Origin of the sequence: Longimicrobium sp. (assembly GCF_036399935.1) — a bacterium.
Classification (GTDB): Bacteria; Gemmatimonadota; Gemmatimonadetes; order Longimicrobiales; family Longimicrobiaceae; genus Longimicrobium.
In genome coordinates, this window is record NZ_DASWMD010000051.1 from 35225 (window position 1) to 47475 (window position 12251).

Here is a 12251-nt window from a genome sequence, read left to right on the forward strand (position 1 = left end):
TCCCTCGCCCCGCCTTTTCTGTGGGACGGCGAGGGTGGACCGCGCTAAACAGGCATTTGCGTTTGGTTATGTAAAGTGTGTCATCTTATCGATTTGCGGGCATCGCGATTGCACTTGCCGCCCGGACCACGCGCTCCCTGGAGAGCGCGCCCGATCGGCAGATCCGGCCGGCGGGGTCCGGGACAACGTTTTGCCTGCAGGAGGCAACCATGGTGCGTCGCTCCCTCCTTCCGCTGGCCCTCGCGGCCGCGATCCTTTCCGCATGCACCGACGAAGGGATCGTGGATCCCGTCGCCACGGCCGTCGAGCCGGGCGCCGGGCCGCGGTTCTCCGGCGCCGTGGCTCCCGACCCGCAGCCCCGGCTGTACTCCAACGGCAACAAGTCGCTCGGCTGGGCGTACCGCCGCTCGTTCACCACGGCGTCGCGGGTGAGCACCGACTCCCTCAACGCCTACCTGATGTTCGACGACGACGAGTGGCCCATGTACAACGCCTTCTACGAGGGCGCCGTCGACGATTCCATCAAGGCGTGGGCGGCGGATACGCGGCTCAACGTGAACCCGTCGTTCGTGGCGGCGCTGCTGGTGATGGAAAGCGGGCTGAACCCCCACACCTTCGAGGGGGGCGGCGTTACGTACGGCTACGCGCAGATGGGCCCCACCTCCGACGGCGCGCTGATCCAGCACATCGACGAGCACCCCGATTTCGCCTGGATGAAGCCGCAGGTGCATCCCGCGTACGCCGCCACCAACGGCTACTCGCGCTCGCCGGCCAACCCCACCGATTCCGTGGCGCTTTCGCAGTGGTACTTCAGCGACCCGCTCAAGACCACGCGGGCGATGGTGTACCACCTGAAGCAGATCGAGAACGTGTGGAAGGGCACCCACAAGGTCACGTGGGGCAACGGCAGGCATTCGTGGTGGCGTCCGTCGGACAGCCGGCTGGCCTTCTCGCCGAAGGACACCTCGTACGCGGCACTGGCGGTGACCGTGTTCGGACGCGCGCCCACCGAGACCGAGATGTTCGACCTGGTGGCCGTCAGCTACAACCGCGGCTATCCCTGGGTGGAAAAGCAGCTGATCAAGTACGGCGCCAACTGGGCCAACCAGCTCAAGGCCGACGCCCTCTCCGGCCCGTGCCTGAAGCCCGCCAGCGCGGGCCCGCGCGACAGCCTCGACATCCGGCGGGAGGCGGCCTGCTACCTGGACCGGGCGCGGCACTACACGATCCTGTTCCAGAACGTCAACACCGAGATGAACACCGGCAAGGAGGTGATCGACAACTTCGACACCGACGCCCTCACTCGCTGGTTCACCTATCAGGGCGGCGGGAGCACCCTGACGCGGAGCGTGCCGCCGTCGTGGATGGCCTACACGGGCACGGCGGTCGACGAGGGGCTGGGGCTGCGGGTGGACTACAACATTGCGTCAGCCGGCTGGGGCGGCGTGGGCCGATGGTACTCGTCGGCGCAGAACTGGAAGACGCGCACGGCCATCGGGAACACCGAGGGCATCGGGTTCTGGTACTACGGCAACGGGCGCGACCTGAACAGCGGCCAAGGGGTGGTGATCACCGTGGAGCTGCAGGACAACAAGAGCGCCGACCCGGCGTACCAGGGCGTGGACACCGCCGAGCGGTGGGTCTTCAGCTTCCGCGACAACTTCATCGGGTGGCGCTACATCGACGTCCCGTGGACGGCCTTCACCCGCGGCAGCTGGCAGCCGCACGCCGCCACGCCCAACGACGGGTTGACGCTCACGGAGGTGTGGGGGATCAGCTTCTCGCCGCAGAGCACGGCGAAGTGGTTCCGGCTGGACCAGTTCCGCCTGGTGCAGGACCGGCCCTGGACCTGATCGGCCAAGGGCGCGGCCGCGTCTTCGCCCCGGTCCGCCGGGGCGCTGGCGCGCGGCGCGCTGCGTGATTACAATCAGGGTGCCCCGAACCCGCACCGCGGGATCGGGGCACCAGTTCCGTCCCCCGCGGCCCGTTTGGGCGCGGGAGACGGAGGATCCGCGGCGAACGCCCGCGGATCCGCTGCGGTCCACGACAGCCGGGACGATCCCGGGCTGCAGAAATGACCGCCGGCGGGGCGCCGACCCACCAGTCGCGCCGCGGACCGCGCGCCGGCAGCACAACCCGAACGATGGACGACCGAGAACGCCTGCAGTGGCTCGTGGCCCAGGCCCGGCGCGGAAAGAGCACCTCCCGCGCGAACCTGTGGTCGATCACCTTCCTTCACGCCTCACCCCTTCTCGCGGCCTGCCTCCTGGCGCTGCTGCTGGGGCGCCCCGAAGTCGCGGCCGCCACGCTTGCGCTGGTGCTGCTTACCTTGGGGCTGGTTCGCACCGCGGTGCGGCCCCGGCGGATGGTCATGGCTCCCGCCCGGCATCGGGTGGTGCGCTACGGGAGGTGAGACGCAGCCACTGACAGGTCCCGGAGGATGACTCCCGGGGACCGCCGGAACGGCTGGTCGATGCAGATAGACGGGTGGTCCTTCGTTTCGAGGGGCCGCCCGTTTCGCGTTTCCGTCCCGGCGTTTGACTCGCCCCGGCCCGCCGGGTAGAATCGTCGGCGTTTCCCGGCGTCCATCGTCCCCAGCCCGCGCAGCGAATGCCGCCCAGCCCGCAGTGGTGCACCGTGGAGTTCCGCGCACGGTACTCCGAGACGGACCAGATGGGGATCATCTACCACCCCAACTACCTCACCTGGTGCGAGATGGGGCGTACGGAGCTGATCCGGCAGCTGTGGAAACCGTACTCGCAGGTGGAGCGCGACGGTGTGCTGCTGGCCGTCACCGACGCCACGCTGCGCTACCACGCGTCCGCCCGCTACGAGGACCTGGTGCGGGTGACGGCCACGCTGGAGCAGGTGCGCTCCCGCGCCGTGTCGTTCACCTACCTGGTGGAGCGGGTGGAGGACGACGGCACCACCACGCGCCTGTGCACCGCGCGCACGGGGTTGACGGCCATCGACCGCGCCGGCGCGCCGCGCAAGCTGCCGGCAGACCTGCTCGACGCCTTCCGCCGCGCCGCGGCCCCGGAGCCCGTATGAAACTCGTCTTCGCCCTCGCCCTGGCCGCCGCGCCGCTGGCCGCCTGCGCACCCGCGGCCGGCGGAGGCACCTCCCGGCCCGCGCCGTCCGCCGCCGCCCCGCTGCTGCGGCTGGAAGACCGCCGCGAATACGATCCCGCCGTCTTCCAGGCCGCGCTGACGAGCCCCTCCGCGCCGCTGCGGCGGCGCGCCGCCCTGGCGGCCGGGCGCATCCGCGACCGCCGGTCCATCGCCCCGCTCGGCGCGCTGCTGGGCGATGCCGACACCGCGGTCGTCGCCACGGCCGCCTTCGCCCTCGGGCAGATCGGCGACACGGCGGCGGTGCCGCTGCTGGCCCCGCTCGCGGATCCCGCGCGCATCGCCGCCGCGCCGACCGTCGTAGGCGAGGCGGCGTACGCGCTGGGCAAGCTCCGCCATCCCCAGGCCCGTGCCGCGCTGGAGCGGCTGCTGACGGATGCGCCGCGCGAAGGAGCCGGCGTACGAGAGGCCGTGGGGATGGCGCTGCTGGCCATCTGGCGCCAGGGCCGGCCCACGCCCGTGGACGCGATCGCTCCCTGGCTGCGCTCGGCCGATCCCGAGCTTCGCTGGCGTGCCGCGTACGCGCTCGCCCGGCGCGCGGAGCCGCGCGCGACGGCCGCGCTCTTCCCCCACGCCGCCGACGCCGACCCGCTCGTCCGCTCCTTCGTCGCCCGCGGCCTCACCGGGCCGATGGCGGACTCGGCGGGGATCGGGCGGACGGCGGCGCAGGACGCGCTGGGCCGCATCGCCACGCAGGACCCGGCCTACGAGCCGCGGATCAACGCACTCCGCTCGCTGGGCACCTTTCCCGGCGCGCGGACGCTCGCCCTGCTGAGCGACGTCGCCGCGAACCCGCGCAACGAGCACGAGGCGATCGCGGCGCTGGAATCCATCCAGCGATTGGGCAAGGACGCGGCATCGTCCGCCACCTTCCTGGCCGGCATCGCCCGTTCCGACACGCGGCCCGTCTTCATCCGCCAGACCGCGCTCACCGCGCTGGCGGACGTGGACTCCACCCGCGCGGCCGAAGTGGCCCGCGCCCTGGAAACGTCGCCCGAGTGGAGGCTGCGCGCCGCGGCCGTGCGCGCCGTCGCGGGGAACGGCCCCGGCAACAGCCGCCTGATGACCTTCGTCGCGGATCCCGATCCGCGCATCGGAGCCGCGGCCATCGAGCAGGCGCTGACCGCGGCGGGCGACAGCGTGGGCCGGCTCCGCGACCTGCTGATGGCGGGACTGGCGCACCGGGACGCGATGGTCCGCACGAACGCGCTCGCCGGCCTGGCGCGCCTCGCCGACCCCGCAACGCTTCCCGCCGTGCTCGACGCCTACCAGCGCGCCCAGACGGACACGCTGAACGACGCCGCACTGGCCGCCGTGGACGCGGTGGCGGCGATCGACAAGAAGCAGCCGGGCGCGGCCGCCGGATTCCTGGCCCGCTTCCCCCGCTCGGCCGACTACCTGGTCCGCCAGCGCGTGAACGCCGCCTGGGGCGACACGCTCACGAGCACGTGGGGCGCGCCGCTGCCCATCGAGACGAACCGGTCCCCAGCGGACTACGAGCGGATGGCGGCGATGGAGCGTCGGGGAATCCGGCGCGCGACCATCGTCACCAGCCGCGGCGACATCCACCTGGAATTGTTCGCCGGCGACGCACCGCAGACCGTCAACAGCTTCCTGTCCCTGGCCGCCAGCGGGTTCTTCGACGGGCAGGAGTGGCCGCGCGTGGTTCCCAACTTCGTCATCCAGGGCGGCGACCCGCGCGGGGACACTTCGGGCGGTCCGGGGTACGTGATTCGCGACGAGCTCAACCGCAACCTGTACCTGCGCGGCACGCTCGGCATGGCGCTCTCCGGCCCCGACACGGGCGGAAGCCAGTGGTTCGTCACGCACTCGCCCCAGCCGCACCTGGACGCCACCTACACGGTGTTCGGACGGGTGACGAGGGGGATGGAGGTGGCCGACCGCCTGCTGCCGGGCGACGGCATCATTCGAATCCGGGAGAACCGTTGATGGCAGTTCGATACGCCGCGGCCGCGCTCGCCGTCTTGCTGGCGGCCTGCGCCCCCGCGGCGACGTCCACCGCGCCGCCGCCCGGCCAGGCCGCGCCCGACCCCGCGCCGGTCGCCGCCCAGGCCATCCGCTCCACCACGCCGGCGTCGGCGCGGCAGGCGCAGTTCGGCTGGGAATTGGACGAAGCCGGCGCGCGCTTCCGCGGCCGGGGGACGGCGCGGTACGTGGCGCCCGGCCGCTTTCGGCTGGACCTGTTCGGCCCGCGGGGCGAAACGTACCTGGCCGCCGCGATGATGGATGGGCAGATGCGGGTTCCGCCCCTGCTCCTGGAGCGCTTCCGCCTCCCCTCGCCGGCGCTGCTGTGGGGCGCCGTGGGCGTGGTGAATCCCCCCGCCGATGCGCGGCTGATGGACGCCTCCGTCAACGGCGAAACCACCACGCTGCGCTACGCGCTGGGCGACGACGTGCTGGAGTACCGCCTGCGCGGCGGACGGCTGCAGACCGTTCGCCGCAACACGCGCGGCGGCGTGGCCGAATCGATCGACCTGGAACATTCCGAAGCGGGCAACCTCCAGAGCGCGCGCTACCGCGACTGGGCCGCGTACCGCTCGCTGAACCTGACCGTGGAGTCGCAGACCGATGTCACTGGCTTTCCCGAAGCGACCTGGAATCCGCCGGGCACTTGACGCCGTCCTGCTGACGGCGATCCTGGCCCTGCTTTCCGGCTGCAACTACAGCTTTACCGGCGGCGGGCTGCCGCAGCACATCCGGCGCGTGTACATCGAGCCGTTCGAAAACGAAACCCCGTACCCCGGGCTGGAAAGCCTGCTGCTGCGCGAGCTGCAGGACCGCTTTCCCGGCAGCCTGGGCGTGCGCCTGGCGTCGCAGTCCAGCGCCGACGCCGTCGTGCGCGGCAAGCTGAAGTCGGCCGAGGAGCAGACCACCAACATCAATCCCAACACCGACGCCTCGGGCCGCATCGGCCGGCTGGAGGCGCAGGTGCAGGTGAGCTTCGACGCCGAGATCTACGACGTGCGGAACGACAAGGTGCTCTGGCGCGGCAACAGCATCACCGCGCTGGGGGCGTTCAACCCCAACACGGAGGACGTGGACGACGGCCGGCGCAAGGCGCTGCAGCAGGCGGTGCAGCGGCTGATCGAGGGGGCGCAGTCGCAGTGGTAGCCCTTCGCATCGCCTCCCGCGGCAGCGAGCTGGCCCTGTGGCAGTCCCGCGCCGTGGAAGCCGCCCTCCGCGCCGCCGATCCGTCCCTCGAGGTGCGGATCGACGTGATCAGGACCACGGGCGACCGCATCCAGGACGTGCCCCTGGCCAAGATCGGCGACAAGGGGCTGTTCACCAAGGAATTGGATGCCGCGCTGCTGGCCGGCGACGCCGACCTGGCCGTCCACTCGCTCAAGGACGTGCCCACGCGCCTGCCGGACGGCCTGGCCCTGGCGGCGGTGACCGTCCGCGAAGACCCGTGCGACGTGGTCCTCCTCGCCCCCGGGCGCACGGGCGGCCTGGACGCGCTGCCGCCCGGTGCACGCGTGGGCACCAGCTCGCTCCGCCGCCGGGCGCAGCTGCAGGCGCTGCGGCCGGACCTGGAGGTGCTGGACCTGCGCGGCAACCTGAACACGCGGCTGGCCAAGCTGGACCGCGGCGACTACGACGCCATCATCCTCGCCGCGGCCGGCGTCCGGCGGCTGGGCTGGGAGGATCGCATCACCGAGTCGCTGGATCCCGGGCAGTGGCTTCCCGCCGTGGGCCAGGGGGCGCTCGCCGTCGTCTGCTGCGCCGATCGCGCGGACGTGCTCGACCGGCTTCGCGCCCTGCACGATCCCCACACCGCCGCCTGCACCACCGCCGAGCGCGCGCTGCTGCGGGCGCTGGAAGGCGGCTGCCAGGTGCCCATCGGCGCGCTGGGGCGGGTGGATGGCGATCGGCTGGTGCTCGACGGCCTCGTCGCCGACACCGACGGTACGCGCATGCTCCGCGTCCAGGAGTCCGGCCCGGTGGATGACGCCCTGGCGATCGGCCGGCGCGCGGCGGATGCGCTGCTGGCGCGTGGGGCGGGGGAGGTGCTTGCCGCCGTCCGCGCCCGCGCCGCCGCGCCCGGGCCCGCGGCGCCATGACGCCCCTGGTGCACCCGGCCGACAAGGTGATGTCGCGCGCAGACGTGCTTCACCGCTTCGGCCGGGCCCGCCGCGGGCGCATCGTCTTCACCAATGGCGTCTTCGACATCCTGCACCGCGGCCACGTGGAGTACCTGTTCGCGGCCCGTGGCCTGGGTGACGCCCTCGTCGTCGCCCTGAACACGGACGATTCCGTCCGCCGGCTGGCCAAGGCGCCGGGGCGGCCCGTCAACCCGCAGGACGACCGCGCGGTGGTGCTCGCCGCGCTGGGGTGCGTGGACGCGGTCACCCTGTTCGATGAAGACACGCCGCACGCCATCATCACGGCGCTGATGCCGGACGTGCTGGTGAAGGGCGGGGACTACACGGTCGAAACCATCGTCGGGGCGCCGGAAGTGATGGCCGCGGGAGGGAGGGTGGAGGTGATCCCGCTGACCCCCGGCCGGTCGACGACGTCCATCCTGGAACGAGCGAGAGGGGGAGGGGAACGTGGCTGAGGAAACGACCCGCGCGGACGGGCGGAGTGCCGGCGTGCTGCGCCCGGTGACGCTGGAACGGGGCGTGGGACTGTACGCCGAGGGATCGTGCCTGATCACGGCCGGGCGCACCAGGGTGCTGTGCACCGCGTCGGTGGAGAAGGGCGTCTCGTCGTGGCGAAAGGGGAGCGGCGCCGGCTGGGTGACCGCCGAGTACAGCATGCTTCCCCGCGCGACCAACACCCGCAACCGCCGCGAGCGGCGCGAGGTGGGCGGGCGCACGCAGGAGATCCAGCGGCTGATCGGGCGCTCGCTGCGGGCCTGCGTGGACATGGAGGCCATGGGCGAGTGGACCATCACCGTGGACTGCGACGTCCTGCAGGCCGACGGCGGCACGCGCACGGCTTCCATCACCGGCGGCGCCGTGGCCCTGTACGACGCCTGCGCCTGGCTGACGGACAAGGCCGGCCTCTCCGCGTCGCCCTTCCAGCACTTCGTGGCCGCCATCAGCGGGGGGATCGTGGATGGCGTGCTGCTGCTGGACCTTGACTACTCGGAGGACGTCCGCGCCGAGGTAGACCTGAACGTCGTCGCGCGGGAGAGCGGGGGATTGATCGAGGTGCAGGGCACGGGCGAGCACGGCGACTTTTCGCCCGCCCAGCTGACGCAGCTGGTGGAGCTTGCATCCGGCGGCATCCGCCAGCTGAACGCCCTGCAGCGCGCGGCGCTGTCGTGAAGCTGCTCGTCGCCACGCGCAACGCCGGCAAGGTGAAGGAGATCCACGAGATCCTCGCCGCGGTCCCCGGGGTGGAGGTCGTGGGCCTGGCGGAGCTGGACGTCCCCGAGTCGCCGGACGAAGACGACGTGGAGGCGTTCGACACCTTCGAGGAGAACGCGCTGGCCAAGGCGCGCTACTTCGCCGCGAAGACCGGCCTGCCCGCGCTCGCGGACGATTCGGGGATCTGCGTGGATGCCCTGGGCGGCGCGCCCGGCGTGCGCTCGCGGCGCTTCGCCCCGGTTGACGAGGCGCGCGGCGAGCGGCAGGACCAGGCCAACAACCGCCACCTCGTCCAGGTCCTCGCGGAGGTGCCGGACGAGCGGCGGACGGCGCGCTACGTCTGTGCCGTCGCCATCGCGTGGCCGGGCGGGGACAAGCTGGTGAGGACGGGAACCTGCGAGGGCGTGGTCCTGCGGGAGCCGCGTGGCGCGGGAGGCTTCGGATACGATCCGCTCTTCTACGCCGAGGACGCGGGGCGGACGTTCGGCGAGATCCCGGCGGAGCGGAAGCACGAGATCAGCCACCGCGGCCGGGCGCTGCGGGCGATCGCGCAGGCGCTGGCGGGGGTTGACGAAAGTGAAGGCGGGGCATAGGTTTTTCTCTTCCCGACGGGGTGTGGCGCAGCCCGGTAGCGCGCCTGCTTTGGGAGCAGGAGGTCCTCGGTTCGAATCCGGGCGCCCCGACTAAGCCGGAGCAGGACAGGCGCCAGTAGCTCAGTTGGATAGAGCAACGGCCTTCTAAGCCGTAGGTCGCTGGTTCGAGTCCAGCCTGGCGCGTACTCTAAGTTGAGCCCCCACCGTAACTTACGGCGGGGGCTTTTCTGTTTTTTGTGTCCAGTTCAGCGGCTCCGTGCGCAGAATTGTGTGAAAAGAACTGTAAAATCGGTGCGAAAACCCGTTAATCTGCCCTCGTGAGAGCCGCGACGGGGGAGTATGCATGATGAGGTGTAAGTTGCACAATCGGTTAACTTTAACACCACCGAAGACGATCTCTGCTCCATCGTAGCTCGAAAAATCGACCTACGGCTAACCACACCGCAGGACCAGCCTGCGTGCATCGAGCGATCGTTTCGAGTTGTCTCGCCTGGATGTCGGCTCATTACTGAGCTTTTTGCTCTGATAATCGTGCGTAGAATCGTGTCGATCGGCCCGGGCCGCTGACCTACTGCCAACCCCGACGGCAGTGCTTCAAAGGCCGTTCTGCTCGAGTGTTTCCGAATGGGATGAGCAGGATTGCTGGAGTGTCGAACTTGAAGACGGCTCCGAGAGAGTTGGAGAGAAGCTATCCAACCGTGTCGTTAGCAGTGGCACCAACCGGGCGGGATGCTGCTCCACTCGGAACTCCACCACTTCTGAGCGGTGACGCACTTCGCCCAAGTGGCCGTAAATCCGCTCGACCATGTGCACGCCCGTGTGGCCCAGTTCGCGTGCTACGGTAAATGTTGACACGGGAGCCCCGTTGTCGAGCGTCTGCAGCCGCGCGGTTGCATAACCATGGCGGAGCTTGTTCCAGCGTACCTCTCCCGGCTGGAAACCGACGCGACTGCCGAGCGTGCCGAGCATTTTCCTGGAGTCCGTAATCATGCCCTCCTCCCCTCGCGCCAGCAGGCGCTCGGAGGGAAAGAGCAGCCGGTTCAGCCGTGATCCGTACTTGCCGAGATAGTCAGACAGAACTTCTGTGAGTTGCGGCCAGAGCGGCACGGCGCGTGTCGATCTAGGCGTTTTCAGCCTCCGCCAAGCGTTCGGGTGGATGCGAACAACTCGCCTGCCGAAGTCGACATCCTCGATTTCAATCCCGAATGCCTCGCGCATTCGGCAACCGGTGAGCGCGACGAATGCGATCAGCGCATAGCTGCATTCGGGCAAGGGGCGAGCTGGTGGAGTCGGTCGGTATGTCCGCGCGGATTCGAGGAGCGCAGCCGTTTGCCAGGGCTCGAACCACTCATCCATAGGAGGAGATTCCGATGGTTTTACGATGCCGCCGATCGGGTTTGGTCCGTGATAGACACGTTCGCGGATAGCCGCTGTGAACAGGCCGCTGAGCGCCTCCAGGTACTTCCGCTGCGTGGATCCGGAGAGTTTGCCGCCCCGGCCATTGGGAAACTCCGTGAGCCAGATCTTGAAGCGGAGCACCTCCCGCGAGGTAATCGACAGCAGCGGCCGGTCGGCTCCAAAGAACCGGATCGCGCCCGATTGGAGTCTCGCACCGGTTTCTTTGAGCCAGGTTTCCGTAACCGTTGCTTCCTGCCGCCGGAGCGAAAGGTGCTGAGGCACGAACGCGCCGAGTGTCATCCGCTTCTCCACTCCCAGCACGGCGCGGTCTACCTTCGCCTGCTCTAACTCCTTCATCCTGTCGGTGAACACCTTCGCCGCGATCGCGGGATTGGTCGTACCCAGGCGCTTCGGTGATCCCGGCTCAACCAGAGGTTCGCGTCCATAACCGAGCGACGTGAAATCACCCCACGCTCGTGCGGGTCCGGCCCGGTGGTGCCGCCAATAGATCCTCGCCATGTGTTTACTCCGCTTCTGATCCGGCTTGGGGTCGGAGTATCGCTTCACCTTCCGGATCAGGAACTCGACATTCGTTGATCGTTTCGTACACTCCTGGCATGACTCGTCTCTCCAATGGTATGTAAACTCCGTGGACGCATAGCCGCTGCCGGTCATAGCGTTCGGCTATGGCCGGCACCAACCCAGACCTCATCCGCTTCGGAGCGGCAATCCGTACGCTGCGCAACCGCCGGCGACTTACCCAGGAGAAGCTTGCCGCGCTGACCCACCTGGATAGGAGCTTCGTGGGTCAGATCGAGCGCGGCGAAACCAATGTCAGCTTCCTGAACGTCATGCGGCTCCTGGCTGGGTTGAAGGCCAGCTGGAGCGAACTTGCCGCGTTGCTCGACTGATGCCTTCTGCGCGGGTAAGGCAGAGCCCGCCGCTTGGCGGCTCCGCGAAGGGTATGTAAACTCCGCAGACGATTTCGTCAACGGTCGCGGTCGGCGCGGGACGGTGACCCGGGGTATCTGGTCTTTGAACAAAGACCGTTTACCCTTCAGCCATCCTTGCCCACCGTGTCTAGACGCAAGATGGGTCGCCGTCCTGCGACCGAGACAGAACCTCGCGCGTACATTCGCTGGATCGGGGGACGCGCGTACGCTGAACTGGGTGGTTGGGCTGCGTGGGGTGGCCGGCGCCAGGAACCCCTACGAGCGCGTGGGGAGAAGTTCGCGACTGACCAGCCCAACACGGCAGCGATCCTTTTTGGATACCGCTTGGCGGAGCTACGTGAGAACCGCGAGGCGGAGGAGAAAGCCGCCGCGGCCGCAGTGTCGGTGCCGACCTCCATCGCGTCGTTTGCCGGCTATCATCTTGCCTGCAAGCAGCACCCAGTAGGTCGCCGCAGACCGTCCGGGCGTGAGATCGATCTTCAACGCAGACGCCTCCTCCATGCCGCACGGTTCTTCGACAACCGGGGCATTCGCGATGTGCGCGAGATCACTCGGGAAAGCGTTGCCGCGTACGCCGAGCATCTTCGGGCGGAGGTGATGAGCGTGCCTGTCCACACGGGGCGGCGCATCGCTCGTTTGAGTCCGGCAACGCAGCGGAAGTATCTCGGGACGCTGAGCAACATGCTTAAACGTGCGAAGAGCAAGGGGATCATCAAGACCAACTTCGTAGCGGATGTCCTTGAGCGTATCGAGTGATTCAGATGGTAGACTGGTCTCCAGGGCTTCCGGAGTTGTGGGCCGGTGCCGCGTACAAGCTGGCCCTGAGAGTGGCCCTTTCTTCCT

Annotated in this window: 13 protein-coding genes and 2 tRNA genes; 14 read left to right on the forward strand and 1 reads right to left on the reverse strand. The window is 69.4% G+C overall.

Going from position 1 to position 12251, the window contains the following annotated elements:
- The first annotated feature begins 209 nt into the window (after positions 1-209).
- From VGB24_RS15920 to VGB24_RS15975, 12 genes are all read left to right on the forward strand, one after another.
- On the forward strand, positions 210-1853 hold the full coding sequence (locus VGB24_RS15920; RefSeq protein ID WP_331073938.1) for a carbohydrate binding domain-containing protein: 1644 nt from the start codon (positions 210-212) through the stop codon (positions 1851-1853).
- Between the two features lie 290 nt (positions 1854-2143).
- A complete protein-coding gene (locus VGB24_RS15925) occupies positions 2144-2413 on the forward strand; it encodes a hypothetical protein (protein WP_331073939.1) in 270 nt (89 codons plus the stop codon).
- 197 nt (positions 2414-2610) lie between these two features.
- Positions 2611-3051, forward strand: coding sequence for a thioesterase family protein (locus tag VGB24_RS15930; protein WP_331073940.1), 441 nt, complete (start codon positions 2611-2613; stop codon positions 3049-3051).
- Positions 3048-5078, forward strand: coding sequence for a HEAT repeat domain-containing protein (locus tag VGB24_RS15935; protein ID WP_331073941.1), 2031 nt, complete (start codon positions 3048-3050; stop codon positions 5076-5078). The genes VGB24_RS15930 and VGB24_RS15935 overlap by 4 nt, the downstream gene beginning before the upstream one ends.
- Complete coding sequence (locus tag VGB24_RS15940; RefSeq protein WP_331073942.1) at positions 5078-5764, forward strand: hypothetical protein; 687 nt, start codon at positions 5078-5080, stop codon at positions 5762-5764. The genes VGB24_RS15935 and VGB24_RS15940 overlap by 1 nt, the downstream gene beginning before the upstream one ends.
- On the forward strand, positions 5718-6260 hold the full coding sequence (gene lptE, locus VGB24_RS15945) for an LPS assembly lipoprotein LptE (protein WP_331073943.1): 543 nt from the start codon (positions 5718-5720) through the stop codon (positions 6258-6260). Before VGB24_RS15940 ends, lptE begins: the two co-directional genes overlap by 47 nt.
- Positions 6254-7210 carry a hydroxymethylbilane synthase gene (gene hemC / locus VGB24_RS15950; RefSeq protein ID WP_331073944.1) on the forward strand — a complete coding sequence of 319 codons (957 nt, stop codon included), beginning with the start codon at positions 6254-6256 and terminating at the stop codon, positions 7208-7210. The genes lptE and hemC overlap by 7 nt, the downstream gene beginning before the upstream one ends.
- Positions 7207-7707: a D-glycero-beta-D-manno-heptose 1-phosphate adenylyltransferase gene (rfaE2, locus tag VGB24_RS15955; RefSeq protein WP_331073945.1), complete on the forward strand. Its 501-nt coding sequence runs from the start codon at positions 7207-7209 to the stop codon at positions 7705-7707. Before hemC ends, rfaE2 begins: the two co-directional genes overlap by 4 nt.
- Positions 7700-8422: a ribonuclease PH gene (rph, locus tag VGB24_RS15960; protein WP_331073946.1), complete on the forward strand. Its 723-nt coding sequence runs from the start codon at positions 7700-7702 to the stop codon at positions 8420-8422. Before rfaE2 ends, rph begins: the two co-directional genes overlap by 8 nt.
- Positions 8419-9057 carry an RdgB/HAM1 family non-canonical purine NTP pyrophosphatase gene (gene rdgB, locus VGB24_RS15965; protein ID WP_331073947.1) on the forward strand — a complete coding sequence of 213 codons (639 nt, stop codon included), beginning with the start codon at positions 8419-8421 and terminating at the stop codon, positions 9055-9057. The genes rph and rdgB overlap by 4 nt, the downstream gene beginning before the upstream one ends.
- 16 nt (positions 9058-9073) lie before the next feature.
- Positions 9074-9147: transfer RNA gene (locus VGB24_RS15970), tRNA-Pro, on the forward strand.
- Between the two features lie 19 nt (positions 9148-9166).
- Positions 9167-9240, forward strand: a tRNA-Arg gene (locus tag VGB24_RS15975).
- 411 nt (positions 9241-9651) lie between these two features.
- On the opposite strand, the gene VGB24_RS15980 is transcribed toward VGB24_RS15975, so the two are convergent.
- Positions 9652-10974, reverse strand: a complete 1323-nt coding sequence (locus tag VGB24_RS15980; protein WP_331073948.1) for a tyrosine-type recombinase/integrase — start codon at positions 10972-10974, stop codon at positions 9652-9654.
- A gap of 167 nt (positions 10975-11141) precedes the next feature.
- On the opposite strand from VGB24_RS15980, the gene VGB24_RS15985 reads away from it, so the two are divergent.
- Positions 11142-11366, forward strand: coding sequence for a helix-turn-helix transcriptional regulator (locus VGB24_RS15985; protein ID WP_331073949.1), 225 nt, complete (start codon positions 11142-11144; stop codon positions 11364-11366).
- A gap of 366 nt (positions 11367-11732) precedes the next feature.
- Positions 11733-12164 (forward strand): phage integrase SAM-like domain-containing protein, encoded by a 432-nt coding sequence (locus VGB24_RS15990; protein WP_331073950.1) that lies wholly within the window; start codon positions 11733-11735, stop codon positions 12162-12164.
- The last annotated feature ends 87 nt before the right edge of the window (positions 12165-12251 follow it).